Below are 26091 nucleotides of genomic sequence, written 5' to 3'. Positions count from 1 at the left end.
ACGCCGTGGATTGCCTCGCCCCCAAACATTCTCATTTCGCGCAGCCTTCTTGCCGGCCATTGGGCATTCCTAAGTCCGGGGACCTACCTGGCACTTCGAGGGCGGCCGTACCGCCCCGCCCCCTGTTGTCTCCCCACCGTGTCGATTCCGGAGCCTTGCTAGAGGGTCTGTTGCGTCCTCAGGTGCCGGTAAAGGGCATGCACGGCGTCCATGTAGTCGAGGGAGGGACTTTTCCGGCAAAACGCCCGGAGGAAGTTCGCCTGCGCGCTCAGTGGCATCGAGGCCGGCGCCAAGTCGAGGCCCTCGTCGATGCCTTCGGGTGCCCGTATCAGCGCCCCGCTCATGAACCCCTGGGCCCAGGCGAGGTAATCCCGCTCCCTCTCCGGCGCTTCCCCGATGTCATGGATGAAGCGCGCGCAGGTGGATGCGCCGATGCCCACGATCTTCGTGGCCGGCGCCTGCGCCAGGATCACGAAGACGCCCGAAAGCACAGCCGGCATCGCCATCATCGTCCGTTACCATCGGGATCGAGGAGCCTGGAAGCGTGCACGCCGGCCGGATGGCCGGTCATGGCCTCGTGGGTGGCCGAGCATCCCGCGTAGCGCCCGCCCTGGGAAACCATCAAGAGGCGCCGGTCCCCCGAAGCCGATGTCCGGACCGCCAGGAAAGTCCGAGCCGCAGGCCATGCGACGGTTCCCGGAGCGTCACCCTCCCGCGGCGTTCCATGGCGTTGAACGCCTTCCTGGAGGATGGCGGCGTAACGGGCCGGGAGTTCCACGTCGGAGAAGGGGCGGCTGAGCCAGATGACTTGCTGCAGGCCCTCGTCCTTGCAGACCTCCAGGACGACCCGGTCGGTGTCCCGTCCGGCCGAGGGGGGACGGTCATGGAAGTAGATCAGGGCGGTGATGTTGCCTTCCCGGTCCACCATCGAGGGTTTTGGTACCTCCGTCAGCGGCCCCCACGAGAGCCCGAACGGCGCTTCTTCCGGCTTGGCCGGCTCGGGGGTATCCATCGCCATGGTGCCCGGCTGTCCGACCTGGCAAGGACCGGCGTGCCCTAGGGAATAGCCGCAGGGTTCGGGCACGGAGACCGTCGGGGACGGCATGAAGCCGCTTCGCAAGGGAAAACGGCCGGGGATCACGCAGCTTTGGTCGCTCGCCGCGGAGGTTCCGCCCATTCCAAGGAAGCAGGCGAGGAGCAGCGCGGCGACGTTCATGGCAGGGCTCCGTCCGGTGGGGGCTGCCTCACTCCGCCGCGACCTCGACCTGGTGCCTCGCTTGGCCGGCACCAACCGGCCGGGCGCCCCCCGACGGCAGGACCGCTCCGGCAAAGCGTGCGTACAGGGCCGGCAGGACGACCAACGTCAGCAGGGTCGCGCTGATGAGGCCTCCGATCACCACGGTGGCGAGCGGCCGTTGGACCTCGGCCCCCGTCTCGGTCGCCAACGCCATCGGTACGAACCCGAGGGACGCCACCAAGGCGGTCATCGCCACCGGTCGGAGCCGGGTCATCGCGCCTTCGAGGATCGCCTCGCGCCGGGGCTTCCCCTCCGCGATGAGCTGCTTGATGTACGTCAGCATCACCAAGCCGTTGAGGACCGCCACCCCCGACAGGGCGATGAAACCCACCGCCGCGGGCACGGAGAACGGCATTCCCCGCAGCCACAGGGCGGCGATGCCGCCGGTGAGCGCCAGCGGCACCGCGCTGAACACGAGTAAGGCGTCCTTGGCCGAGTTCAGGGCCGAGAACAGAAGCAGGAAGATCAGGAAGAAGCAGACCGGCACGACCACCATCAGTCGCTGGCGGGCCGAGGCCAGGTTCTCGAATTGTCCGCCCCAGGTCACGTAGTAGCCGGCCGGAAGCTGCACCCCGGACGCGACCTTGGCCTGCGCCTCGGCGACGAGCGAGCCGATGTCGCGGCCCCGGACGTTGGCGGTGACCACGACGCGGCGCCGACCATTTTCCCGCGAGATCTGGTTCGGGCCCTCGGTGACAGAGAAGCTCGCCACCTGCTTCAGGAGCACGGAGGAGGCCCGCCCATTGGCGCCCGGGGGCAACGGAACAGGGATGTTCTCCAGGGCCTCGCGGTCCTCGCGAACCTTGTCGTTCAGCCGCACGACGATGGGGAAGCGGCGATCCCCCTCGAACACCATGCCGGCCTCGCGGCCGCCGATGGCCGCCCCGATGACGTCTTGGATTGCGGACGTGCTCAGGCCGAGGCGCGCGGCCTCGGTCTTGTTGATCTTGATCTCCAGGAACGGCAGGCCGGCCGTCTGCTCGACCTTGACGTCGTCGGCCCCCTCCGTCCCGCGCAGGATCGCGGCGACTTGGTTGGCGGTCTTGAGCATCGGCTCGAACTCCTCACCGAACACCTTTACGGCAAGGTCGCCGCGGGTGCCGGCCAGGAGCTCGTTGAAGCGAAGCTGGATGGGCTGGGAGAACTCGTAGACATTGCCGGCAAGCGACCCCAGGGCCTTCTCGATCTGCTCCTGCAAGTCCGCCTTGGACAGGTCGGGGTCGGGCCATTCCTCCTGCGGTTTCAGAATGACGAAGGTGTCGGACGAGCTCGGTGGCATGGGGTCCGAGGCGACCTCGGCGGTGCCGGTCTTCGAGAAGACGTAGGCGACCTGGGGGAACCGACTAACGGCCTGCTCGACCTTCAGCTGCATCGCCTGCGACTGGGTGAGCGAGGTCGACGGGATGCGCTGGGCGTTCAGCGCGATGCTCTTCTCGTCGAGCTGCGGGATGAACTCCTGCCCGAGCTTGGTGAACAGGAACCCGGCCCCGACGAGCAGCACCAGGGCAACCGCGACGAAAGTCATCGGGACCCGCAGGGCGGCACCGAGGACCGGACGGTAGGCGGCTTTGATCCCGCGGATGAGGACGTTGTCCTTCTCCGTCACCTTGCCGGTGATGACGATGGCGATCATCGCCGGCACGAAGGTCAGCGACAGGACGAAGGCCGAGAGAAGGGCGATGATGACGGTGAGTGCCATCGGCTCGAACATCTTGCCCTCGACACCAGTGAAGGTGAGGAGCGGCACGTAGACGAGGATGATGATAGCTTGCCCGTAGAGGGAGGGCTTGATCATCTCCTCGGCCGAGGCCCTCACCGTGACGAGGCGCTCCTCCAGTTCGAGCTTGCGCCCGAGCTCCCCCTGCCGCTCCGCCAGGTGGCGCAGGGCGTTCTCGGTGATGATGACGGCCCCGTCGACGATTAAGCCGAAGTCGAGGGCGCCGAGGCTCATCAGGTTGGCGCTGATGCGGCCCTGGACCATGCCGGTCATGGTCATCAGCATCGCCACCGGGATGACGAGGGCAGCGACGATGGCCGCGCGGATGTTGCCCAGCAACAGGAACAGGATGACGACGACGAGGGCCGCGCCCTCGGCCAGGTTCTTCGCGACGGTCCTGATGGTGGCCTCGACGAGGACCGTACGGTTGAGCACGGTCTGGACCTGGATGCCGGGCGGTAGCGTGCGCCGGACCTCGGTCATGCGAGCGTCGACGCCGGCCGCCACGGTCCGGCTGTTCTCGCCGATGAGCATCAGGGCGGTGCCGATCACCACCTCGCGCCCGTCCTCGCTGCCGGAGCCGGTGCGCAGGTCGCGCCCGATCCGAACCTCTGCGATGTCGGAGATGCGGACCGGCACGCCGCCGCGCGTCGTCACTACGACGGAGCCGATGTCCTCCATGGTCTCAAGGCGGCCGGCGGCGCGCACTACGTAGCCCTCGCCGTTGTCCTCAAGGTAACGTGCGCCTTGGTTGGCGTTGTTGGCCTCCAGCGCCCGGGCGATGTCGGCGAAGGACAGGTCGAGGGCGGTGAGCTTCATCGGGTCGGGCTGGACGTGGTACTGCTTGTCGAAGCCGCCGATGCTGTCGACGCCGGCGACCCCCGGCACGGTCTTCACCTGGGGGCGGATGATCCAGTCCTGAACGGTGCGCAGGTAGGCCGTGCGCTCCAGCTCGGTCGTGAGCCGCTGGCCCTCGGGGGTCAGGTAGCTTCCGTCCGACTGCCACCCGCCCTTGCCGTCCGGGGAGACCTTGCGCTCCTCGGGCTTGGCGTAGTGGATGGACCACATGTAGATCTCGCCCAGGCCGGTCGAGATCGGGCCCATGTGGGGCTCTGCCCCGGGCGGCAGGGTCGACTTCGCCTCGTTGATGCGCTCCGCCACCTGCTGCCGGGCGAAGTAGATGTCTAACTTCTCGGAAAAGACCGCGGTGACCTGGGAGAACCCGTTCCGCGAGAGCGAGCGGGTGTATTCCAGGCCCTTGATCCCGGCGAGGGCGGTCTCGACCGGATAGGTCACCTGCTTCTCGATATCGACCGGCGAGAGCGACGGCGCCGTGGTGTTAATCTGCACCTGGTTGTTGGTGATGTCGGGCACCGCGTCGATGGGGAGCTTGGTCAGCGAGAAGACGCCGAAGCCGGCGGCGAGAAGCGACAGGAGCACCACGAGCCAGCGCTGGTGGACCGAGAAGTCGAGGATCTTCGAGATCATGTCCGCGCCCGCCTTCAGTGGTCGTGGTCGGCTTCGGCCTTGCCGAGCTCGGCCTTCAGGACGAAGGAGTTGGCCACCGCGACCTCGTCGCCTGGGTTCAGACCCGAAAGGATCTCGTAGGCCTGGTCGTCGGCCTTGCCGATGGTCACGTCCCTTCTCTCGAACCCCGCCGGGGTCCGCACGAACACCACCTTCTCGCCGCCGATGGTCTGGATTGCGGATTTCGGCAGTCGGACCTTGACGGGATCCTGGGCGATCTCGACTTCCGTCGTCACGAAGGTCCCCGGCCGCCAGGCCATGTCCTTGTTGGGCAAAGAGACGATGACACGGGCCGAGCGCGTCTCCGGGTTGAGGATCGGGCTCACGAAGACGACCTTGCCCTCTGCGCGAGGGCGGTCGTCCCCCGCGACGATGGCCACCCGGGCGCCCTCTCGCACCTTCGCCAGCTCGGTTGTCGGGACCGAGAGCTCGATCCACACGGAGGACAGGTCGGCCACGGTGTAGACGTCCGCGGGGTCGCCCTCGCTGCCGACCTTCGTGCCGACGTCGACCTTTCGCTCGACGACCCGTCCGGCGAGGGGGGACCTGAGCTCGTATCGTCGAAGGGTCGACAGGTTCGGGGTTGTCTCGTCCTTCTTGGCCGAGACTGCGACCTCGGCCGCGTTTAGCCCCAGGGCCGAAAGCTTCTGGCGGGCGAGGTCGACGCGAAGGGTCGCTTCCGAATAGGCCGCCTTCGCGTTGAGAAAGGCCGATTCCGCCGAGATTCGCTTGTCCCAGAGCGCTTGCTGGCGGTCGAAGTTGGTCTTCTCCAGGTCCGCCTTGACGGTCGCCGTCAGGAACTCGCTCTTGGCCTCTGCAACCTCGCGGCTATCGAGGACCGCTACGACCTCGCCCTTGGCTACGTCCTCGCCGAGACGCTTGCGCATTTCCGCCACCGTCCCGGCAACCCGGGCGGGCACGCGGGCGATCCGGTCGGCATCCTGGACGATGGAACCGGGAACGAGGAGATGGCGCGAGAGTATGCCGGCGTCGACGCGAGCCAGCTTGATGTCCTGCTCCGCGGCCTGTTCGGCCGTCATCTTGATCTTGCCCTCGCCCTCCTCGCCGTGCGCCTCGCCCTCGGCATGCGCGTGGCCGGGGGCCTTCGGCTTGGGCTTGGCCTCGTTATCCGAATGCCGATGTGCGGCCTCTCCATGCGCCGGCTCGCCCGCCGAATCCGGGCGCTCGTTGGAAGCATGCTCGTGATCCGGCTCGCCGTGTCCCTCGTCGCCCTTCCCGGACGCCGGCCTCGATACGGCGGCGTTCGTCGGTGGAGGCTTCGGGGCCGTTGAAAGACCGGCGGTCGCGAGGGCGCCCTGCACGATTTCGGACACACGCGGGAAGGCACCGCCGATGGCGATGCCTATGGCCAGGAAGGCCACGGACAGAAGTGCACGCATGGAAGGAGGCCGTTTGCCTGGAACACGAAGGCCCGTTCTCTGGGCTTCGGTGCTCCGTACTGTTCACGCTCTGTGGGGGCCGATCATCCGCTGGGATGGTCGGAGGACGCGCGCCACGGACGTGACGACGCCATCTCAGGCGCGGGGAGGCCTCGGAAGGCGGTCCGGCGAGACCGAAACCATAGTCGCGTCCACGAGGGCGTAGGTCGGCCGCTTGGTCATGGCGCTCAGCGCCAAAGCCGGTCCCTCGGGATTGATGGCTTGGTGGCATCCGCAGTTTGCGTGACAGGTCAGGCAGCCATCGGCATGGCTTGCCGGAGCCGCGTCGGAATAAGCCGACATCGACACTTCGGCACCGGCGAAGCGATGGACCTCTGCGGAATGGATGGTTCCGGGAGCGACAAGCGCCAGGGCGAGCACGAGCGAGAGCGCGCGGACGGCGATCGCCCACCAACCGCGCATTGCCTCGTAGGCCCTAATTGGGGATCCCGCGCTCATGGCTGCCTTATGAACGATTCCGGGCCACTCGTACATGCCGGATGGCCCCCGACGGGAGGCAAGCCTCAATAGTCGTGATGGTGATGATGGTGGTGGCGACGCTCGTAGTAGACCGGCCGCTCCTCGTAGTGGCGGCGATGACGATGCACGACGATGTCGTCGTGGTCGCCGTGATGGTAGCGGTCGACATGGACGTCGCGACCGCGCCTCTCGAAGTCGCCCCCGTAATACTGCGCCGATGCGGCGGCAGGGACGAGGATCAGGGTCGCGGCGAGAAGGGCTGGGATGCGGACTCGCATGGCTCTTTCCTCAAGGATTGATGCCGTGAGCATGGGTCCGGCGACTTGAACGGGGTCTGAAACCCGCGTTCATCTTGCCGGACCTGGGAGCGGCGAACCGCTCAGTGGCGCTCGATGACCGTGGTTCGGCGCTCGCTGCCATGGTTGTCATCGTGATGGTCGTCGTGGTGGTGATGCTCGCGGACGACCTCATGGTGGTCGTCATGGTGACGGTCGCCGTGGCGCTCGCCATGACTGTCGCCATGGACGCCGACGCCGCCCGGGCCGACGTCGATGTGCTGGGCGAGGGCCCCGACCGGCGCCAGGGCCAGGGTCGTGGCGGCGGCGTAAGCGAGAAGGTTGCGCTTCATCGTGGTGCTCCTAGAAACATTGTATGGCCAGCAACGCATTTCGTTCGGAAACCGATCCGAGACTATTTTGGTGTTTCAGACGTATCGCTTAGCCAAAGATGAGAAGCGCACGAGATAATCGCGTGTATTGTTCGGGGTTCAGCGGACGCGAAGGCGCCTCGTTGGTCCTTTCGCTGGCGAGGTCTAGGATCGTCATTGGTCCGGACTGGTCGACGTGCGCCGGATACGCACGCCTCGGCACGGCGAAAAGGGGCGGTCGTCAGCCGGAGATGGCTATTGGCCCCGAAGGACGAGCTTCCACGCATGGTCGGGGCTTACAGGCATGGACGGATCGGAGCATGCCGGGTCGTCAAGGTCATATCGGTTCATGGCCTGCACGTGGACGGAAATTGACGCCCATGGTCAGCCCCTTACGTTGAGAGCAAGGGATAGGCCGGGCGGGGGCCTGCACCAAGCTTGAGATCACGCCAAGACAAGCCGCTCCGAGGTATCCGTCTGCCGCCGGACAAGAAGCTCTTGACCTTCCCATCATGGGAAGCCCCATATCGCCGTGACGTCACTTCTAAGAGGAGAACCGTCATGATCCGGCTCAAGGTCACTCGAATGAACTGCGGCGGCTGCGCCAAGTCCGTTACGCGCGCGGTCCTGGGCGTCGATCCGAATGCCACCGTCGACATCGACCTGGGCGAAGGCATCGTCTCCATCGCGTCGTCCTCGGATGCGGCGCGGTTCACCGACGCGGTCAGTTCCGCGGGCTATGGCGTCGAACCGCTGACCGCCGCGGCTTGACCGACCGGCAAGCGGAAACAATATCGGCGCTCGGCCATTTGTGTCCCGGGGCGAGTATTCCTCGGCCCATCGAAACGGTGTAAGCAATCCCGATGAGACCCGACCGGCAACTCGTGCGCCTGATGGCGGCGATGATCGTGATGATCATCGCCTACGTCGCGCCGTCTGCCGTCCAGGCTCACGAAGGCCATCATCACGGTGGCCATGACCATGCCGCCATGACGCGGGCGCCCAAGGCGTCCGTCGCGCCGCTGGCGGCCCCCGCACCGCGCGACGTCGGTCGGTCGGCGGCTGCCGTCGATGCAACGCCCGTGCTGCTCAAGGCCGCGGTTCCCGCCCGGGTCGCCGTCCTCCAGTCCGAGGACGCGGGTCGGGGTTGCTGCCCCGGTCCCTGCAAGGGCGCATGCTGCGGGACGATGTCCTGCTGCGTTCCTGGCATCCTCTCGGCTCCGATGACAATGCCGACGCTCGCCTTCGGGCATGTCGTTCTGGTCACGCACGACATCGACGGCCGCTCCGGCCTCGGCCCCGAGGCCCTGCCCAGGCCCCCACGAACCCTCGCGTAACGAACGGCGCGCCAAGGGCGCGCAACGGTCGGATTCCGTCCGCAAGCCGCGGATGTGCGTCCGGTGTTCGAACGCGAGGATGCCTCTTCCATGTCTTTTCGTATTGCCGCCGCCCTTGGCGCGGCGTGGCTGGCCGTCGCTTCGCTGGCGGGTCCCGCACGTGCCCATGAGGGGCACGACCACGGCGCACCGCCCCCGCCCGTCTCGAAGTCCATCGCCCCGCGCGGCGAGGCCGCGTCGGACGCGTTCGAGCTGACCGCCATCCCACGGGACGGGAAGGTCACGTTCTACCTCGACCGCTTCCGGACCAACGAACCCGTCCGCGGCGCAGTCCTGGAGGTGGAGACGCCCGAGGGGCAGAGGACCGCCACCGAGACCGCCGAGGCGGCCTACGTGCTTCCCGCGCCCTGGCTCGCGCAGGCGGGATCGCACGACCTCCTGGTGACCGTCACCGCCGGGGAGGCGGTCGACGTCCTCACCGTCCCGCTGTCCATCCCGCAGACCCAGGCGCCCGTCGCCGCCCCGGCCGCAGCGCCGGCCGGCACCGCCATGGCCAAGGCGTCCGCCGCCGTCGCCGACCTGAAGGCCCGCCTCGCGGCCAAGGACCCCGTCCTGATGCTGACCGCGGCGGCCGCCTTCCTCCTCGGCATGCTGCTCACCGTGCTCATGCGGGGCCGGCGCAGCCTTCCCGCCGTGGCCGTCATGGCGGTCTTCGTGACCCTGGCGCTCGGGACCGTGGCCTTCGCCCATGGCGACGAGGACCACGGCACCCCGTCCAAGGGCGACCCGGTTCAAGGCGCGGCCCTGCTCGACCCCGCGCAGCCGTCGTCCGACCTTGCCCAGCGCCTGCCTGACGGCTCCGTGTTCGTGCCCAAGCCGACCCAGCGCCTCCTGGTCCTGCGCACCACCATGACGGAGCAGGCGACGTTCCACCGGACGGTCGAACTGCCGGGACGCGTGATCCCGGACCCGAACGCCAGCGGCGTCGTGCAATCCTCGGTCGGCGGCCGGCTCTCGCCGCCGTCCTCAGGCCTGTTCCCGCGCCTCGGGACGACGGTGAGGAAGGGCGACGTGCTGGCCTACGTGACGCCCCCGGTCCAGGCCATCGACGTCTCGGACATGCGCCAGCGCCAGGGCGAGCTCGACCAGCAGATCGACGTCGTCGAGCGCCGCGTGGAGCGCTATCGCAAGCTCGCGACCACCGGCGCCGTCGCCCAGACACAGCTCGACGACGCCCTCTCCGAGCTGAAGGGCCTGCAGGACCGCCGCACGGCCCTCGACAAGGCACGACAGCAGCCGGAAGCCCTGGTCGCGCCCGTCGACGGCGTTATCGCGCAGGCCTCCGCGGTGGCGGGCCAGATGGCGGCGGCCGGCGCCATGGTGTTCCAGATCGTCGACCCGACCCGTCTCTGGGTCGAGGCCCTGAGCTTCGACGCCCTCACGCCGGCTGGGAACGCCACGGCCCGCTTCGCCGACGGGCGCACCCTATCCCTCGTCTACCAGGGCGCCGGCCTCGCCGACCGCAACCAGGCCATCCCGGTCCAGTTCGCGATCAAGGGCAACACCGCCGGCCTGCGGGTCGGGCAGTTCCTCACGGTGCTCGCCGGCACGGACGCCGAGCAGTCCGGCCTCGCCCTGCCGCGTGCGGCGGTGGTCCGCTCCGGCAACGGGCAGGCCATCGTCTACGAGCACGTCGCCGCCGAGCGCTTCGAGGCCCGCCAGGTCCGGGTCGAGCCCCTCGACGGGACCAACGTGCTCGTCGCCGAGGGGGTAGGCGCGGGCAAGCGCGTCGTCACCGAGGGCGCCGAGCTCCTCGATCAGGTCCGCTGAGGAGGCACGCCCATGTTCAATTTCCTCGTCACGCAGTCACTGCGCAACCGCCTGCTCGTCCTCGCGGTCGCCGCCGTCCTGATCCTGTACGGCGCCTTCACCGCCACCAAGCTGCCGGTGGACGTGTTTCCCGACCTCAACAAGCCGACGGTCACCATCATGACCGAGGCCGAGGGGCTCGCGCCGCCCGAGGTGGAGCAGCTCGTCACCTATCCCATCGAGACCCGGATGAACGGCCTGCCCGGGGTCAGCCGGGTGCGCTCGGTCTCCGGCGTCGGGCTCTCCATCGTCTACGTCGAGTTCGACTGGGGCACCGACATCTACCGGAATCGGCAGCAGATCGCCGAGCGTCTGACCCTGGTCCGCGACCAGCTCCCGCCGAACGTCACGCCCCAGATGGGGCCGATCTCCTCCATCATGGGGCAGATCCTGCTGGTCGCGGTGACCGGAGACAACGCGACCCCGATGGAGGTGCGCGAGGCCGCCGACTTCATCCTGCGGCCTCGCCTGCTCACCATCCCGGGCGTCGCCCAGGTCATTCCCATCGGCGGCGAGGTGCGCCAGTTCCGGGTAAGCCCGAACGTGGCGGCCATGCGGGCGCTCGGCGTCACCAACGCCCAGCTTGAGGCGTCCCTGACCCAGTTCGGCACCAATGCCGGCGGCGGCTTCACCGACCAGTACGCCCGCGAGTACCTCATCCGGAACATCGGCCGGACCATGAGCCTCGACGACCTGCGCAGCGTCGTCGTCGCCAACGTCGCGGACGCGCCGGTCTACCTGCGCCAGGTGGCGGAAGTCTCCTTCGCCCCGAGGGTGAAGCGCGGCGACGGCGGCTACATGGGCAAGCCCGGCGTCATCGTCTCCGTCGAGAAGCAGCCCGACGTCGACACGGTCAAGCTCACCCGCGAGATCGAGGCGGCGCTGAAGGAGGTCACCGCGACCCTGCCGAACGGGATCAAGGCCGACCAGATCCTGTTCCGGCAGGCGAACTTCATCGAGACCTCCATCGCCAACGTCGAGCGCGTGCTCGTCGAGGCCATCGTGGTTGTGGCCATCGTGCTCTTCGCGTTCCTCCTGAACGTGCGCACCACGGCCATCTCGCTGACCGCCATCCCGGTCTCGATCCTGGCGACCGCGGTGGCCTTCCACCTCGCCGGCCTGTCGATCAACACCATGACCCTGGGCGGGCTCGCCATCGCCATCGGCGAGCTCGTCGACGACGCGGTGGTCGACGTCGAGAACATCTTTCGAAGGCTCGGCGAGAACCGGGCGGCCGGCTCGCCGCGCTCGACCTTCGAGGTGGTGGTTGCCGCCTCCTCGGAGGTGCGCTCCGGCATCGTCTACGCAACGATGATCATCGTCCTCGTGTTCGTGCCCCTGTTCGCCCTGTCGGGCATCGAGGGCCGCCTCTTCGCGCCCCTGGGCCAGGCCTACATCATCTCCATCCTGGCGAGCCTGCTGGTGTCCGTGACCCTGACGCCGGTGCTGGCCTACTACCTGCTGCCCGGCCTCAAGAGCCTGGCCGAGCACGACAGCGCCCTGCTGCGCTGGCTCAAGCGGGGTAACGCCCGGTTGCTCGGCGTCGCCTTCCGGCACCAGCGCCTGCTCGTCGCCACGGTGGCGCTGTCCGTCGTGGCGGCCGGGATCGCCGCCTGGAACCTGCCGCGCGCCTTCCTCCCGCCCTTCAACGAGGGCTCGTTCACCGTCAACACGACGTTCAACCCGGGGATTTCGCTCTCCGAGAGCAACCGCGTCGGCCTCATCGCCGAGAAGCTGCTCCTGGACATTCCGGAGGTCGCCTCGGTGGGTCGCCGCACCGGCCGGGCCGAGCTCGACGAGCATGCTGAGGGCGTCCACTCCTCCGAGATCGAGGTCGAGCTCAAGGGCGGCGGCCGGCCGAAGGACGCGGTCGTGGCGGACATCCGGCAGCGCCTGTCCCGGCTGCCGCTCTCGGTGAACGTCGGCCAGCCGATCTCGCACCGCCTCGACCACATGCTGTCCGGCGTCCGGGCCGAGCTTGCCCTGAAGATCTTCGGCGAGGATCTCGACGCCCTGCGCAGCGTGGCCAACGACCTGCGCGACCGCATGGCAAAAATCCCCGGCCTGGCCGACCTGCAGGTGGAGAAGCAGGTCCGCATCCCGCAGCTGGAGATCCGGGTCGATTACACCCGGGCCGCCCTCTACGGGGTCCAGCCCTCGGCCGTAGTCGAGCAGCTCAGCCGGCTGTCCAACGGGCGCGTCGTTTCGACGGTGGCCGATGGCTACAAGCGCTTCGACGTGCTCTTGCGCCTGCCCGAGCGCCAGCGCACGACCCAGGGGCTCAAGGACCTCCTGATCGAGACGCCGTCCGGCTGGGTGCCGGCGCGCCAGGTCGCCGACATCCGCGAGACGGACGGCCCCAACCAGATCCTGCGCGAGAACAGCCGGCGCCGTCTCGTCGTCCAGGCCAACACCAACGGGCAAAGCGACATGGCCACCATCGTGGCGGCCATCCGCAAGGAGGTGGCGGAAGCCAAGCTCCCGCCGGGCTTCTTCGCCAGCCTGGAGGGGACCTTCCAGGCGCAGGAGGAGGCGAGCCGGACCATCGCGGCCCTTTCGACCCTTTCCCTCGCCCTGGTCTTCGCCATCCTCTACAGCCGCTACCGCTCGGCCGTGCTGGCGCTGATCATCATGGGCAACGTGCCGCTCGCCCTCATCGGCAGCGTGATCGCGCTGTGGCTGGTGGGCCAGCCGCTCTCGGTGGCGTCGATGATCGGGTTCATCACGCTGACCGGCATCAGCGCCCGCAACGGCATCCTGAAGATCAGCCACTACCTGAACCTGTCGCTGCACGAGGGCATGCCGTTCGGGCGCGACCTCGTGGTGCGCGGCAGCCTGGAGCGCCTGACGCCGGTGCTGATGACCGCCCTGTCGGCGGGCGTCGCCCTGGTGCCGCTGCTCTACGACGCCGCGAACCCGGGCAAGGAGATCCTGCACCCGGTCGCGGTGACCATCTTCGGCGGCCTGATCAGCGCGACCCTGCTCGACACGGTCCTGACGCCCGTCCTGTTCCTGCGGTTCGGCAAGGCCCCGCTGGAGCGCTTGCGCGCCGTGCAGTCCGAGACACCCGATGCACCGCGTCCGGACGGCGCCAAGCCGCGTCCGGTCGAGGCGTTCTGAGCCCCCACCCAAAAAGGAGAAACCCGATGATTCCCTGGAGAATGGCCCTGATGGCGGGCGTGCTGCTCGCCCTGCCGGTCCACGCGCACGAGGTGTCCGGCCAGCACGGCGGCCGGGTGACGGATGCCGGCAAGTACCACGTCGAGCTCGTTGCCAAGGGCGAAAGCGTCGACGTGTTCGTCACGGACGGCAGCCAGAAACCGGTTCCGGCGACCGGCTTCAAGGGCACCGCCATCCTCGTCGTCGGCGGCAAGCCGGCTCGGGTGCCCCTCGAACCGGCCGACGGTAACCGCCTCTCGGGCAAGGCGTCCGTGGCGCTCGGTGAGAGCCCGAAGGGCGCCGTCCAGCTCACCGCCCCGGACGGCGCGACGACGAGCGGCAAGTTCAACTGACCAACGGCCCTCCGGCCCCGGACGCGGGCCGGAGGGGACCGACCGATCCCGTGCAGGGATGCAGGAGGACCGCCGAAGGCTGTCCCTCCTGTTCGAGCCACCGGCCGGAAAACGCTTTGCCGGCCTGTCCAACACGACGAACCAAGGAGACCGAAGCCATGAAGACCATGACCGCCGCCGCCCTGCTGATCGCCCTCTCGGCGGCAACCCCGGCCCTCGCCGACGACCAGGGCAATGCCAACGCCGAGCAGCAGACCCAGCCGACGCCGAACCGTGGTGGCACCTCGGGTGGGCCGGCCCACGACGCGCGCCCCGGCGAGACGGGTTCGACGGGGTCGGGTGAACGCATGGACCACGCCCATCCCGATGGATCGGCCTCCAAGCCGTCCCGGAACCGCTGATCGGCCGCCCGGACCGGGAACCCTCATGCGTCCGTCCAGGGCGCAGGGCTCCCACTGCCCCACCACCAAGTTACGTCACGTAGGAATGGAAACGACCATGAAGACCATCGGCACGATTGCACTGGCCGCGCTGCTCGGCCTCGGAACGGCTGGGCCGAGCCTCGCCCAGTCGACCCATTCCCACGGCGGGCACGAGATGCCCGGCGACCCGAAGGCGTCGCATGACGAAGACATGATGAAGATGATAAACGACATGAAGCCGGACCCGAAGGACCCGGCCTCGACCAAGGACTTCAAGGCCGCCGACATGGCGATGATGCACGACATGCACGTGCCCTACACCGGCAACCCGGACGTGGATTTCCGCACCCACATGATCCCGCACCACAAGGGCGCGGTGGCCATGGCCAAGGTGGCCCTGAAGCACGCCAAGGACCCCGAGACCAAGGCGATGGCCCAGAAGATCATCGACGACCAGGAGAAGGAGATCGGCGAGATGGAAGGCTGGTTGAAGAAGAACGCGAAATAAGCCGTTCACCCGAGGGGCTGGAGGCCGGCACGGATCCGGCCTCCAGTCCCTCGATGATCGGGCAGTGGGGTCGTCCGTCCCCGTCGCAGGCGTCGGCCAGACCACGAAGGACGTCCGCCATTTCCTGAAGGTGGCGGGCCTTCTCTTCGAGTTCCTCGATGTGGGTCAAAGCGAGGGCCTTCACCTCGGCGCTGCTGCGTGTGGGATCGCCCCACAATCCCAGAAGGACCCGGATGCGTTCCAACGGGAAGCCGAGGTCCCGAGCCCGGCGGACGAAGCTGAGCCGGTGCACGTCCTCCGGGTCGTAGTCGCGGTAGCCGCTGTCCCGGCGGTCGGCCTGGGGCACCAAGCCGATGCTCTCGTAATGGCGGATCATCTTGGCTGAGACCCCCGATGCGTCCGCCGCCTGCCCGATGTTCATGACGATCCCCATGGTTGACCTTCCCATGATGGGAAGGCGCACACCGATAGGCAACATCGACGAACGGGAACACGATCATGATCCACGGCACCGCAGCGAACGACCATGCAGACCCCCACGGTGCCCATGCCGGGCATGACCACGCGCATGGCCATCAGGTCGAGCCGCCCGCCGGCGCCGGGACGGTCAAGGATCCCGTCTGTGGGATGACGGTCGACCCTCACAGGGCGAAGCATCGGGCCGAGCATGCCGGGCACCCGTACTACTTCTGCTCGACAGGCTGCGGAACGAAGTTCGAGGCCGATCCGGTCCGGTACATCGACCCGGCCCAAGCCACCGCGAAGTCCGATCCCGTGCCCGAAGGCACGATCTACACCTGCCCGATGCATCCGGAGGTGCGCCAGGTCGGCCCCGGCGCCTGCCCGATCTGCGGCATGGGGTTGGAGCCGGCCATGGTCGGCGCGGACGCTGGCCCGAGCGAGGAGCTCGTCGACATGACGCGCCGGTTCCGGGTCGGGCTCGTCCTGACGCTTCCGGTCTTCGTGCTGGAGATGGGCGGCCATCTTTTCGGCCTGACCGAGCGGCTCGGCCAGCAGGCCTCGAACTGGATACAGTTCGCGCTCGCGACGCCGGTCGTGCTCTGGGCCGGCTGGCCCTTTTTCGTGCGGGCCCTTCACTCCGTGCGCTCGCGCAACCTCAACATGTTCACCCTCGTCGCCCTCGGGACCGGGGTGGCCTGGGCCTACAGCGTCGTCGCCACCGTCGCTCCCGGCTTGTTCCCCGAGGCGCTGCGCGGTCACGGCGGGGCGGTGCCGGCCTACTTCGAGGCGGCGGCCGTCATCACCGTGCTGGTGCTTCTCGGCCAGGTCCTGGAACTGCGGGCGCGCGAGAGCACCAGCGGGGCCCTCAGGGCGCTCCTCGACCTGGCGCCGAAGACCGCCCGGCGCCTTCATCCGGACGGCACCGACGACGAGGTTCGCCTGGAGGACATCCGCGTCGGCGACCGCCTGCGGGTGCGCCCGGGCGAGAAGGTGCCGGTCGACGGAACCGTGAGCGAAGGTCGAAGCTCGGTCGACGAGAGCCTCGTGACCGGGGAATCGATGCCGGTCACGAAGGAGGCCGGCGCCACGGTCATCGGCGGCAGCCTCAACCAGTCCGGCTCGCTCGTCATCGAGGCGACCAAGGTTGGTCGGGACACCATGCTGGCCCGCATCGTCCAGATGGTGGCCGAGGCGCAGCGCAGCCGGGCCCCCATCCAGCGCCTCGCGGACCGGGTGGCGGGCTGGTTCGTGCCCGCCGTCATCGGCGTGGCGCTGCTGGCCTTCGTCGCCTGGATGGCGTTCGGCCCCGAGCCGCGCTTCACCTTCGCCCTCCTGGCCGCCGTGGCCGTTCTCATCATCGCCTGCCCCTGCGCGCTCGGGCTCGCCACCCCGATGTCCATCATGGTCGGCGTCGGCAGGGGCGCCGGGGCCGGGGTGCTCGTGAAGAACGCCGAGGCGCTGGAGCGGATGGAGCGGGTCACGACCCTCGTGGTCGACAAAACCGGTACCTTGACGGAGGGCAAGCCCACGGTCACCCGGATCGTGCCCGCGGCGGGCTTCGACGAGGCGGAGGTCCTGCGGCTTTCGGCAAGCGTGGAGCGCGCGAGCGAACACCCCTTGGCGGTCGCGGTCGTGGCGGCCGCCGAGAAGCGGGGGCTGGCCTTCGCCCCGGTCACCGGCTTCGACAGCCCGACGGGCAAGGGCGCGCTCGGCACCGTCGAGGGACGGCGTGTGGCGCTCGGCAACGCGAGCTTCCTGCGCGAGCAGGGCGTGGACGTCTCCGCCTACGCGGTCCAGGCCGATGACCTGAGGCGGGACGGGGCGACGGCCATCTTCGTCGGCGTCGACGGACGCGTGGGCGGCGTCCTCGCCATCGCCGACCCGGTCAAGGCGACGACGGCAGAGGCACTGGCCGCGCTCCGGGTCGAAGGCATCCGTGTCGTCATGCTCACGGGCGACAACCGGACCACCGCCGAGGCGGTGGCGCGTCGGCTCGGCATCGAGGAGGTCGAGGCGGAGGTGCTGCCCGACCAGAAGGCCGCCGTGGTCGAGAGGCACAAGTCGGCGGGGCAGGTGGTCGCCATGGCGGGCGACGGCGTCAACGACGCCCCGGCGCTCGCCGCGGCCGACGTCGGCATCGCCATGGGAACGGGGACCGACGTGGCCATCGAAAGCGCTGGGCTGACGCTGCTCAAGGGCGACCTCATGGGCATCGTGCGGGCACGGCGCCTGTCGCGGGCGGTGATGGGCAACATCCGCCAGAACCTGTTCTTCGCCTTCATCTACAATGCCGCGGGCGTGCCGGTGGCGGCCGGGGTGCTCTATCCGTTTCTTGGCATCCTGTTGTCCCCGGTCATCGCGGCCGCGGCGATGGCGCTCTCCTCGGTCAGCGTCATCGGGAACGCCCTGCGGCTGCGGGCGGTGCGGCTTTAGAAGACGCCGTGGCGGTACATCCTTCCGGAAGCGGTGCGTCATCGTGGAGGGGCGTGAAGGGGCAAGCTTCGCGGACGGCATCCAGCACAGGCCCCGGTCCAGAGCTAGGCGCCGAGGACCTCGCCGGTCTGATCGATCAGGCGGGTGGCCTCGTCCGCCAAACGGCCTTCCTCCTGCTCACGGGCTTCCTCGATGGCACGCCTGACCGACTGGGCCGTGACCGCCCGAGCGATGGCGATGCCCATGACGAGGACGAGTGCGACGAGCGTGAAGAGGGCGCCGAGCTGGGCGAGGTCGGTGATCATCGGCCAGGGCCCGTCCACGACGGCATCGAGGGCTACAAGCCGGACCATGAAAAGGGCGGCGAACAGCACAGTCAGGGCAGTGAGCCCCGCGAGCCAGGCGACGCAGGAAACGTCGCCTGCGCGTACGAACACCGCGATGCGGGTTCCCCGCCAGACGTTCCGCAGACCGTTCCCTAGGGCCTGCAGCTGCTTGTGGCAGGGCCGAAAGGTCCAGGGCGCAATGGAGTGGATGCTAATCAGCGTGTAGAGGGCGATGAGTGAGGGACGGGATTTTTCGTTCTTCTCAATGGCGGCTTGCGCCCGCTTCAACTGCTCGGAGGATTCCTCCCGGTTCTGGTACATCTCCCCGAATGCCTGCTGTGCCAGTCGTTGCGCGGCCTCGCTAAAGCGTTCCTGTGGTAGGGAGAGATACCCCACGGTGCAGGTGAGGGTGATGCCCCCGAGGGTGATGATGGTGCCGAAAATGACCTCAAGCGCCTTGCGGTTCTCATCGGCCGCAAGGCGCCTCAGGTCTGGGGTGTCGAACTTCGGGTGGAAGTGCTCCACCATAGCGGAGACCCCGGTCACCCCGAGCACGTGATAGACAGCAAGCCCGACCAGGACGCCGAGGGCGAGCAATCCGAACGCACGCATGGGGCGGGACCGTTCGCCTAGCGGGTCGCGGAGGCGCCGAGTTCCTGGGCGGTGACCGGTACCGCGGCATCCCAGAGCGACTTGAACTTGCGGGTTGCGGAACGCGCGACGACGGGGTCGCCGAAGACGACCGTGGCCTTTCGGGACTGGGTGTCGGTCTCGATCCGAACGTCGCGTTCGTCGGCGATGCCGAAATGCACCGTGGCCGGATGTTCGAGACGACGGACCCTCAGCTTTGGGTCGTCGCCGACCATGTATGCGCCGAGTTCGGACAGCGCGGAACGATGGGCAGCATCCGGCATGTGGTCCAGCAGGACCGACATCTGGGCGCCGGGACCGTCGAGGAACTCGCGGGTCTTCGAGGCATCGAAGATATCCGACGAGAAGTACCCGCACAGGAACGCGAGATGTCGCTCCGCGCTGGTAACGAGCACGTCGGTCACGGCGCGCGCATGCTCGGGCCCGCGATTGCTCACGACCCGGCGACTGCCGGTTGCCCGACTGGCACGAAGGGCGTTTTCCGCCATTGTGCGATACTCGGTCATGTCGACGGGACTGGCCATCAAAGGGGTTCGGCCTCACGCTGGAATGGATGCGGTTACCAGCGGGTGAATGGTACACCTCCGCCGGCCGTCTGCAACGGTGATATGGGGTGCCAACGGCTCCACCGCATCAACATGTGCCTTTAAGCGCACGTTCCAGCAGGCCGCAAGGATTTCCGGACACGAGGTAGTTCGCAAAGCCGCTCAACCAACCGAGCGACGACACGCTCGATCAAAGGGCTGCACGCGGCCGCTCAGTTCTTAATACCAGTACGCGACGGATGCGCCCGCCCGCGTCGAACTCGATCTCGTCCTCCTCCGATACCCCGAGAAGCTTCGACCCCAGGGGTGAGCTGATGGGAAGCTGTCCGTTCACCTCGTCGTGGGATCCATGCCCAAGCGTGAAGGTCGCCGTCCTATTGTCATCGAGGTAGCGCACCACGACCCGGTCGCCGGCACGTATCCCTTCTTTCGAAGGTACGCTTTTCGGGGTTCCGGCGCGCTCCAGCGGGTCGCATTCGGCGCGTGGTTCGAGGAGGTCCTGTGAAGCACCGGCCTCCGGCCGTCCTTCCGCTCGCTCCCGCGACGTCGGAGCCGTCCGGTGCGCGGTATAGGATGGCTGGCTCTCTGCAGCTCCTCCTGGCTCGATGCCGGACCGTTCGAGCGTCTCGAACAGGTCCAGCATGCATCCATCCGGGTCGAGGGTGAAGCTCGACGACCAGCAACGCCAGAAGCGCCAACCGACCCGTTCCAGAATGCGCTGGCGGCGCATGTCGTCCGCCCAGCGCTCCGGCCCATGGTACCTGTCGCCGTCGCATTCGACCGCGAGACGACGCCCGTTCACGCCCTCCACGACGAGATCGATCCGGTACCCGAGCGCGCCCACCTGCGGGGTCACGCGGTATCCGCGCTCGACGAGACGCCGAAGAACGTCGCGCTCGAAATCGGAATCGCAGTGTGCCTCCAGGTCTCCCGAGCGGGCCTCGGCGCCGGCCATGGGCTCGCGGAAGTGCCGGATCACGCGCGCCTTGAGGTCGTCGGGCTTGAGCTCGTCCTCCCGGACGGAGCGCACCAGGACCAGCCTGTCCCGGGCCCGGGACAGTGCCACGTTGAAGCGTTGCTCGAACTGGGTGGCGGTCTGGGCCTGCTTGCTGTCCGGATCGGCGATCATCGACAGGAAGACCACGTCGCGCTCGTTACCCTGGAAGGTGGCGCTGTCTCCGCAGGCGATGCGGTGTCGCCTCACGAGTTCCTCGCCGAGTTCGTCCAGGAGCATGCGGTTGATGAGGGCGGCCTGCTTCGCTCCGATCAGGGACACGACGCCGATGGTTCGCCAGCGGTCCAGGGCCTCCACGCGCGCAAGGCTCGGGTCGTCGACGAGCTTGCGGATCTCGTCGACGATCACCTCGGCCTCGCGGGGGTTCTGCTTGTCGCCCTTGCGGCGTCCGTCCGGCACGTAGATGTCGACGAGGGGAGGGTCGAGCCGCTCGTGCGCGGTGGGCACGCGAAGGGGGACCAGGGGTTCGGGATAGAACTGCATCGAGAACCGGATAATGGGTTCGACGCAGCGGAAGTGCTCCCGCAGCATGACCAGCTTGTCCGGGAACATCACCTTGGCGAGGTCGTAGAGCGAGGCTCCCGGCAGGAGGAGGGTTCGGAAGGGCTGGCCCTTGAGGAAGCCGTGTTCGAGCCGGTCGATCTTCGCGTTCTCGATGAACGCCGCGCTCGGGCTCACCTGCTTGTCGTCGCCGACCACGAGGATCTTCCTGCCGCGGAGCAGGGCCGGAAGCTCGCGGATGTCCGACTGCGAGGCCTCGTCCATGATCACGAGGTCGAAGGAACCGACCTCGCCGGGCAGCTGCTCGGCGACGCGCCAAGCCGGCATGATCCAGCATGGAATGGCGGCGTAGCATTGCGCCATGGCCAGGCGGGCGTCACGTCGGTGGCGCACGGCGCCCTTGCCGGTGCCCTTGCCCGTCTTGCGCAGGGCCGTGGCGAACATCATCAAGGCCGCACGCACCGTACCGGTCATCGAGCGACCGAGCTCGTAGAAGGTGCGCTCGCGGACGAGCCCTTCAAAGGTTTTCCGCACCTCGGCATCCAGCCGGACGCGTTCGTCCGCAAGCGACCTCAGCCTGTCCCGGTCATCGATCCGCCCCAGGTAGGCGGCCATCGCGCCCCATTCCCAGGCCTCGCGCCACTCCTTCGGCAGCAGCGGGTCGGCCAGGTCCTTGGCCGGTTCCCGTCGAAGGCGCGAAGCCCAGATCGGCGCGCCGCACGCGTGGACGGCTTCGGTGACCTCTCGAACGACATCGAAGTGGGCTCGGCTCTGCCCCAGGTCCTCGATCTGGCGACGCAGGGCCGACCAAAGATGCGAGACCTGCTCCCCTTCCACCCCCTGACGCCCGACTGCCTCCGACAGGAAGTTGCGGGCGAGCTGACCGATCTTTCCTGCCGTCTCCGGGAAAAAGGTCTGAAGCCGGCCGATCTCGCTCCGGGAGGCCGAGAGTTGCGCCGCGGCCGCGGCATTTCGAAAGGCTGCCTCGACGAGATCGAGCCGACGGCGATCCAGCCAAAGGTCGCGGACGGACCCGCCACCCGGAACAAGGGCGGCGAACGTAGCGCTGAGAACCTTCGTCGCGCGTTCCGCCTCAAACAGAACGGCATCGAGCGTGGCAACGAGCTGGTCGAGCTCGCGAGCCGTGGCGACGGAGGGAGCGCCGATCTCCTCCGCCAACGCCCGCCAGCGGATCGCGAGCGATGCGACCGCATCCCGCCAAGCCAGATGGTCACGAACATGTGCCCATTCCCCGGGTCCGGCCGGAGGGTGCCCCTGCACCCGGATGGCGTCGACGGTGGGACGCAGCGACCTCTCGCGGAATGCGAAGAAGCCGAACACCGGTTCGTCGGCAGCGAGGCGGCGGACGATGCCGGCGACCTCTTGGGATGCGGGGCCAAAGCCCTCGGGAAGCTCAACGGGAAGGCCGAGGTACCGCTCCCGCTCGCGAGCGACAGGTCGGGCATCCTCGGCGAAGCGCCTGACAAGGTCGACGAGGCGGTTCTCGCCGGTCGCGAACAGCATATCCTCAGCCAACGGCTGCAGCCAGGGAGCGCCATCGGAGAGGTGCTTGGCGCGGCGCAGGGCCCCCAGCTCGAAAGCTGCCTCAAGCGCTCGGGCCACGTCCTGCAGGGACGCGATCCGCACTCGGATCGAGGGTTCGCTCGCCGCAGCCTCGGCAAGGTGGACGGACCGGACCAGATCGTCGTGGAGCCTCGCGAGGACATCGCCGTCCGGCAGGTCGTGGACGGAGGGAAGGAAGCAGTCGATGTGTTCGAGGCGGGTTCCCAAGGCGAGGCGGGCCGTGCGCAGGGCGGCGACGTCTTCGTCCCGCGGTGTCGCCTCGGAGGAGGCGTCGCCCGGACGGTCCTCGAACCAGCCATGCCGCGTGGCCGAGTGCGCAACCCGCCGCGCGAGCTCGGCGGGACGCTCGTCACCAAAGGCGGGGGAGAGTTGGCGGAGTGCGAACCGCTCGATCTCGGCGTCGACAGCTTCCAGCCGGCCCCGGAGCCCCACGACCGACGCTTCCAGGTCACGGATCAGCCGTGCCTGCTCCGACGGCTTGATGCTCTCGACCACCGACTGCAGGAGGCGAACCGCAGTTTCTAGTTGCCGAAAGCCCTCGCGCTCGGTCGCGGTAATGCTGATCGCCAGGTCGCGGACCCCGTCGGGTAGTTGGTCCCGTAGAACGGCCAGGGCCGGCTCCCCATGGGAGACGACCAGGATGCGCCGACCGGTCGCCATGTAGTGGCAGATGATGTTCGAGATGGTGTGGGTCTTGCCCGTTCCGGGCGGGCCCTGAACCACGATTCCGTCGGTGGCTTCGAGCCGCCGCACGATTTCCATCTGCTCGTCGTTGAACGGCTTGGGGAAGAAGAGGTCGCCTGCCTCGGATGCGCCTTCCGGCTCGGGCGCGCGCTCGGCCGTCCCGCCTACCCGGTCGCTCAAGGGTCTCCAGAAGTCCCGCGACGGCTCGTCGGCCGGCCCCATGACCAGCGTCCGCGCCGGACCCGGCAGACCGTGCTCCTGCGCAGCACGTTCGACGGAGCGCTTCAGGTTCTCGATGTCCGCGAGCAGGAAGCTGTCCGACCTGCGGCGGGCGAAAAGCACCCAGCGGTCGGACACCGACAGGTTCTCCCCTGCAGCCGGAACGGGTTCGCCGGGTGCGAGCGTCAGACGGTCGGGCAGGTATCCACCCTCGACGTCCAGCCTGGCCTGGCAGGACCGGAGGATCGGCTCGAAGCTGTCGCGCCGGTAGGGCGAGATGCCTTCGTCCGGATCGAGGATGGCGATGGCGCGCCGGGCCGCGTCGTGGGCCAGCGTCACGCCCTCGACGCCCAGCTCCTCGTAGGCCCGGAGGTTCACGGCGGCCGCGGCGGCACGGGGACGAACCCGGATCTCGGCGCCGCCGGCATCGTCGACCTCGATCTCGACCAGGCGTTCCACCAGGGGCAGGTCGATCTCCTGCGCGTCCTTTCGCCAGCGCGCGAGGCCGATGCCCCAGACGAGCTCGAACGGGCGCTCCCCGCCGCCGAGTTCGGACAGCTGCGCCACCTCGAACAGGCGTTGGTACAAGGCAAGGGAGCGACGGACGGGCCCCTCCGCCAGCGACCAGGGTAACCACCGCTCGGTGATCCAGGCCTCCGCGGCCGTCCTCAGGTCATCCCTGTCTTCGAGCCGGAGCCGCACGTCCCAGAGGCGGACGTCCTTGTCGGGTTGGGCGAGTGCCTCGGCGCAATCCTCGGCTCGTGCCAACCCATCGGAGACGAGGGCATCCTTCTCGCCGGCCGGGACCGTCCGGATCAGGAACGGGCGAAGCTGCGGCCGTCTCTCCGGATCGGGAGCCAGTTCAAGCCATTCCGCGGCCGTCTCGGGCGGTGCCGGCGGCCCGCTCCGCCGCAGCCGCTCGACCGCCAGCCAGATCGGACCCTCCTCGTCGACGAGGTCGTGCCTGACGCCCGGCAAGGCGTGGAGCTCATGCTGATGGAGGGTGAAAGCCTGGCCGGTCGGGAGACGATGCTCGCCGAGTCGCATGGTCGCCCGTTCGTCGAGCCTGACAACCTGCTCGACGTAGCCCAGCAGGCCGTGAAGCCGTTCGCCGGCGGGATCTAGCGTCACTTGCTTGGTCATTGCCCGGGAGCGCTACTCCGGCCGCGTGTCCTGGGCGAAGCTTCCGAGCGGGACAGTCCGACACGCCTCCGGGCGGCGTCAAGCGTCCCCGGCTTGTTCAAGGCAGATGCCCACCCCAATCCGTTTGCGTGCTCAGTGAGCCTCGTGAAGGCATTCCTCGTGGTCGGCGAGGACCTCGATGACCCGGCATTGGGCGATGCTGCCTCTCGCGCATTGGTCGACCATGGCCTGCACCTCGGTGCGGAGGGCGGTCAGGCGGGATAGGCGGTTATCGATGTCGGCGAGGTGCCGCCGGGCGATGACATCGGCATCGCCGCAGGGGCGGTCCGGCTGGTCCGCCAGATCGAGGAGCGTCCGTATGGCGTCCACCTCGAAGCCCAACTCCCTCGCATGACGGATGAACCTGAGACGTCGCACAGTCGCATCGTCGTAGGTCCGGCGGTTGGTGCCCGTGCGTTCCGCGACCGGAAGCAACCCGATGCCCTCATAATAGCGGATGGTCGGGATCTTCACGCCGGCCAGTTCGGAAAGGGCGCCAATCGGCAGGGGTTTCATATTTTCCGCTTGCTCCTCCAGCCACTAGAGGATTTACGGCATCGCCGGTCGATAAGGAAGACGTTCCGTGGTTGCCGAACCTTTCCAATTTCGTCCCGCCGAGCGGACGCAGGCCTTGGACGGGTGACCTCATGACCTGACTTGGCGGACGCACGAGCCGACCTCTCCCGCGACGTGGGCCGGAGGTTTTTTTCCCGACGGCCGACATACAACCGAACCCCCGTACCGGATCCGACCACATGGCAAGCGAGCACGACCACGACGGACATGACCACGGCGACGGGCACCAGGGCGGGCATTCCCATGCGGGACACCGGCATGGCCCCGGCCATGCGCACGCCCCGGCAAGCTTCGGACGAGCCTTCGCCATCGGCATCGCCCTCAACGTCGGCTTCGTCGCCATCGAGGCGACCTATGGCGTCCTTGCCAACTCCGTGGCCCTACTCGCCGATGCGGGACACAACCTGTCCGACGTGCTCGGCCTTCTGGTCGCCTGGGCCGCCACGGTCCTGGCCAAGCGTGCGCCGACCTCCCGCTACACTTACGGGATGAAGGGCTCGTCGATCCTGGCGGCGTTGTTCAACGGCGTCTTCCTGCTCGTCGCGGCCGGGGCCATCGCCTGGGAGGCGGTCCAGCGCTTCGGGCAGCCCGTGCCGGTCGCCGGAACGACTGTGATGGTCGTTGCGACCATCGGCATCGCCGTGAACGGCATCACCGCCTGGCTATTCGCCTCCGGTGCAAAGGGAGACATCAACATCAAGGGCGCCTTCCTTCACATGGCCGCGGACGCCGCCGTCTCCGCCGGCGTGGTCATCGCCGGCTTGGTGATCCTTTATACGGGGTGGACATGGATCGACCCGGTGGTGAGCCTGTGCATCGTGGCCGTCATCGTCTGGAGCACCTGGGGGCTCCTGAAAGACAGCCTCGTCATGTCCCTCGCCGCGGTGCCGCCGGGCATCGACCCCGAAGCGGTGCGCCGCCATCTCCTGTCCCTGCCCGGCGTCGTCGCCCTGCACGACCTTCATATCTGGCCGATGAGCACCACAGAGACCGCGCTGACCTCCCACCTCGTCATCCCCGCGGGACATCCCGGCGACGGGTTCCTGATGCAGGCCGCCAGTGAAATGAAGGACGAATTCGGGATCGGGCACACCACGCTCCAGGTCGAGACCAGCACGGACACCGCCTGCGCGCTCGCCTCCGACGCGGTCGTCTAGGC

21 protein-coding genes are annotated in these 26091 nt (G+C 68.3%); 9 read left to right on the top strand and 12 right to left on the bottom strand.

Going from position 1 to position 26091, the window contains the following annotated elements; translation table 11 throughout:
* Window positions 1–158: 158 nt before the first annotated feature.
* The 7 genes from BM249_RS12155 to BM249_RS12125 form a co-directional block, all read right to left on the bottom strand.
* Window positions 159–500: a hypothetical protein gene (locus tag BM249_RS12155; protein ID WP_056355304.1), complete on the bottom strand. Its 342-nt coding sequence runs from the start codon at window positions 498–500 to the stop codon at window positions 159–161.
* Window positions 501–505: 5 nt separating this feature from the next.
* The gene (locus BM249_RS12150; protein WP_056355062.1) at window positions 506–1216 is read right to left on the bottom strand and encodes a hypothetical protein; all 711 of its coding nucleotides are present in this window, start codon (window positions 1214–1216) and stop codon (window positions 506–508) included.
* Window positions 1217–1244: 28 nt separating this feature from the next.
* Window positions 1245–4502 carry an efflux RND transporter permease subunit gene (locus tag BM249_RS12145; protein ID WP_056355065.1) on the bottom strand — a complete coding sequence of 1086 codons (3258 nt, stop codon included), beginning with the start codon at window positions 4500–4502 and terminating at the stop codon, window positions 1245–1247.
* Window positions 4503–4516: 14 nt separating this feature from the next.
* Window positions 4517–5941, bottom strand: coding sequence for an efflux RND transporter periplasmic adaptor subunit (locus BM249_RS12140; protein WP_056355068.1), 1425 nt, complete (start codon window positions 5939–5941; stop codon window positions 4517–4519).
* Window positions 5942–6076: 135 nt separating this feature from the next.
* Window positions 6077–6439 carry a hypothetical protein gene (locus BM249_RS12135; RefSeq protein ID WP_244472794.1) on the bottom strand — a complete coding sequence of 121 codons (363 nt, stop codon included), beginning with the start codon at window positions 6437–6439 and terminating at the stop codon, window positions 6077–6079.
* Between the two features lie 65 nt (window positions 6440–6504).
* A complete protein-coding gene (locus BM249_RS21695) occupies window positions 6505–6738 on the bottom strand; it encodes a hypothetical protein (protein WP_082487856.1) in 234 nt (77 codons plus the stop codon).
* A 101-nt stretch (window positions 6739–6839) separates the two neighbouring features.
* Window positions 6840–7088 carry a hypothetical protein gene (locus tag BM249_RS12125; protein ID WP_056355073.1) on the bottom strand — a complete coding sequence of 83 codons (249 nt, stop codon included), beginning with the start codon at window positions 7086–7088 and terminating at the stop codon, window positions 6840–6842.
* Between the two features lie 579 nt (window positions 7089–7667).
* Here BM249_RS12125 and BM249_RS12120 point away from each other — a divergent pair.
* From BM249_RS12120 to copM, 7 genes are all read left to right on the top strand, one after another.
* Complete coding sequence (locus tag BM249_RS12120; RefSeq protein ID WP_056355076.1) at window positions 7668–7877, top strand: heavy-metal-associated domain-containing protein; 210 nt, start codon at window positions 7668–7670, stop codon at window positions 7875–7877.
* A 122-nt stretch (window positions 7878–7999) separates the two neighbouring features.
* Complete coding sequence (locus tag BM249_RS12115; protein ID WP_342029856.1) at window positions 8000–8443, top strand: hypothetical protein; 444 nt, start codon at window positions 8000–8002, stop codon at window positions 8441–8443.
* Window positions 8444–8533: 90 nt separating this feature from the next.
* Window positions 8534–10273 carry an efflux RND transporter periplasmic adaptor subunit gene (locus tag BM249_RS12110; protein ID WP_091972256.1) on the top strand — a complete coding sequence of 580 codons (1740 nt, stop codon included), beginning with the start codon at window positions 8534–8536 and terminating at the stop codon, window positions 10271–10273.
* Window positions 10274–10285: 12 nt separating this feature from the next.
* Window positions 10286–13432 carry an efflux RND transporter permease subunit gene (locus BM249_RS12105; RefSeq protein ID WP_056355082.1) on the top strand — a complete coding sequence of 1049 codons (3147 nt, stop codon included), beginning with the start codon at window positions 10286–10288 and terminating at the stop codon, window positions 13430–13432.
* Window positions 13433–13458: 26 nt separating this feature from the next.
* Window positions 13459–13824, top strand: a complete 366-nt coding sequence (locus tag BM249_RS12100; protein ID WP_056355086.1) for a hypothetical protein — start codon at window positions 13459–13461, stop codon at window positions 13822–13824.
* A gap of 158 nt (window positions 13825–13982) precedes the next feature.
* Complete coding sequence (locus BM249_RS12095) at window positions 13983–14225, top strand: hypothetical protein (RefSeq protein WP_056355088.1); 243 nt, start codon at window positions 13983–13985, stop codon at window positions 14223–14225.
* Between the two features lie 97 nt (window positions 14226–14322).
* Complete coding sequence (gene copM, locus BM249_RS12090) at window positions 14323–14754, top strand: CopM family metallochaperone (protein ID WP_056355092.1); 432 nt, start codon at window positions 14323–14325, stop codon at window positions 14752–14754.
* Here the strand turns inward: copM and cueR are convergent.
* Entirely contained in the window at window positions 14690–15175 is a 486-nt protein-coding gene (gene cueR, locus BM249_RS12085; protein ID WP_082487872.1) for a Cu(I)-responsive transcriptional regulator, read from the bottom strand. The genes copM and cueR overlap by 65 nt on opposite strands.
* A gap of 77 nt (window positions 15176–15252) precedes the next feature.
* Here cueR and BM249_RS12080 point away from each other — a divergent pair, with 77 nt between their 5' ends.
* The gene (locus tag BM249_RS12080) at window positions 15253–17649 is read left to right on the top strand and encodes a heavy metal translocating P-type ATPase (RefSeq protein ID WP_091972183.1); all 2397 of its coding nucleotides are present in this window, start codon (window positions 15253–15255) and stop codon (window positions 17647–17649) included.
* 104 nt (window positions 17650–17753) lie between these two features.
* Here the strand turns inward: BM249_RS12080 and BM249_RS12075 are convergent, their stop codons facing one another.
* The 4 genes from BM249_RS12075 to BM249_RS12060 form a co-directional block, all read right to left on the bottom strand.
* Complete coding sequence (locus BM249_RS12075; protein ID WP_056355102.1) at window positions 17754–18587, bottom strand: hypothetical protein; 834 nt, start codon at window positions 18585–18587, stop codon at window positions 17754–17756.
* Between the two features lie 17 nt (window positions 18588–18604).
* On the bottom strand, window positions 18605–19150 hold the full coding sequence (locus tag BM249_RS12070; protein WP_056355105.1) for a hypothetical protein: 546 nt from the start codon (window positions 19148–19150) through the stop codon (window positions 18605–18607).
* 211 nt (window positions 19151–19361) lie between these two features.
* Window positions 19362–24317, bottom strand: a complete 4956-nt coding sequence (locus tag BM249_RS12065) for an AAA domain-containing protein (protein ID WP_091972180.1) — start codon at window positions 24315–24317, stop codon at window positions 19362–19364.
* Between the two features lie 132 nt (window positions 24318–24449).
* A complete protein-coding gene (locus BM249_RS12060) occupies window positions 24450–24872 on the bottom strand; it encodes a MerR family transcriptional regulator (protein ID WP_056355111.1) in 423 nt (140 codons plus the stop codon).
* A 239-nt stretch (window positions 24873–25111) separates the two neighbouring features.
* On the opposite strand from BM249_RS12060, the gene BM249_RS12055 reads away from it, so the two are divergent.
* The gene (locus BM249_RS12055; protein WP_056355113.1) at window positions 25112–26089 is read left to right on the top strand and encodes a cation diffusion facilitator family transporter; all 978 of its coding nucleotides are present in this window, start codon (window positions 25112–25114) and stop codon (window positions 26087–26089) included.
* The last annotated feature ends 2 nt before the right edge of the window (window positions 26090–26091 follow it).

The organism is Methylobacterium gossipiicola (genome assembly GCF_900113485.1).
In the GTDB taxonomy this organism is placed as follows: domain Bacteria; phylum Pseudomonadota; class Alphaproteobacteria; order Rhizobiales; family Beijerinckiaceae; genus Methylobacterium; species Methylobacterium gossipiicola.
The sequence above is the reverse complement of the archived record's forward strand: the minus strand, read 5'-3'. Positions and strand labels throughout refer to the sequence as shown.

Coding starts and splice junctions, on each gene's coding strand:
- BM249_RS12155 (WP_056355304.1), bottom strand. CDS start 500: ATGCCGGCTGTGCTTTCGGGCGTCTTCGTGATCCTGGCGCAGGCGCCG.
- BM249_RS12150 (WP_056355062.1), bottom strand. CDS start 1,216: ATGAACGTCGCCGCGCTGCTCCTCGCCTGCTTCCTTGGAATGGGCGGA.
- BM249_RS12145 (WP_056355065.1), bottom strand. CDS start 4,502: ATGATCTCGAAGATCCTCGACTTCTCGGTCCACCAGCGCTGGCTCGTG.
- BM249_RS12140 (WP_056355068.1), bottom strand. CDS start 5,941: ATGCGTGCACTTCTGTCCGTGGCCTTCCTGGCCATAGGCATCGCCATC.
- BM249_RS12135 (WP_244472794.1), bottom strand. CDS start 6,439: ATGAGCGCGGGATCCCCAATTAGGGCCTACGAGGCAATGCGCGGTTGG.
- BM249_RS21695 (WP_082487856.1), bottom strand. CDS start 6,738: ATGCGAGTCCGCATCCCAGCCCTTCTCGCCGCGACCCTGATCCTCGTC.
- BM249_RS12125 (WP_056355073.1), bottom strand. CDS start 7,088: ATGAAGCGCAACCTTCTCGCTTACGCCGCCGCCACGACCCTGGCCCTG.
- BM249_RS12120 (WP_056355076.1), top strand. CDS start 7,668: ATGATCCGGCTCAAGGTCACTCGAATGAACTGCGGCGGCTGCGCCAAG.
- BM249_RS12115 (WP_342029856.1), top strand. CDS start 8,000: ATGGCGGCGATGATCGTGATGATCATCGCCTACGTCGCGCCGTCTGCC.
- BM249_RS12110 (WP_091972256.1), top strand. CDS start 8,534: ATGTCTTTTCGTATTGCCGCCGCCCTTGGCGCGGCGTGGCTGGCCGTC.
- BM249_RS12105 (WP_056355082.1), top strand. CDS start 10,286: ATGTTCAATTTCCTCGTCACGCAGTCACTGCGCAACCGCCTGCTCGTC.
- BM249_RS12100 (WP_056355086.1), top strand. CDS start 13,459: ATGATTCCCTGGAGAATGGCCCTGATGGCGGGCGTGCTGCTCGCCCTG.
- BM249_RS12095 (WP_056355088.1), top strand. CDS start 13,983: ATGAAGACCATGACCGCCGCCGCCCTGCTGATCGCCCTCTCGGCGGCA.
- copM (WP_056355092.1), top strand. CDS start 14,323: ATGAAGACCATCGGCACGATTGCACTGGCCGCGCTGCTCGGCCTCGGA.
- cueR (WP_082487872.1), bottom strand. CDS start 15,175: ATGAACATCGGGCAGGCGGCGGACGCATCGGGGGTCTCAGCCAAGATG.
- BM249_RS12080 (WP_091972183.1), top strand. CDS start 15,253: ATGATCCACGGCACCGCAGCGAACGACCATGCAGACCCCCACGGTGCC.
- BM249_RS12075 (WP_056355102.1), bottom strand. CDS start 18,587: ATGCGTGCGTTCGGATTGCTCGCCCTCGGCGTCCTGGTCGGGCTTGCT.
- BM249_RS12070 (WP_056355105.1), bottom strand. CDS start 19,150: ATGGCCAGTCCCGTCGACATGACCGAGTATCGCACAATGGCGGAAAAC.
- BM249_RS12065 (WP_091972180.1), bottom strand. CDS start 24,317: ATGACCAAGCAAGTGACGCTAGATCCCGCCGGCGAACGGCTTCACGGC.
- BM249_RS12060 (WP_056355111.1), bottom strand. CDS start 24,872: ATGAAACCCCTGCCGATTGGCGCCCTTTCCGAACTGGCCGGCGTGAAG.
- BM249_RS12055 (WP_056355113.1), top strand. CDS start 25,112: ATGGCAAGCGAGCACGACCACGACGGACATGACCACGGCGACGGGCAC.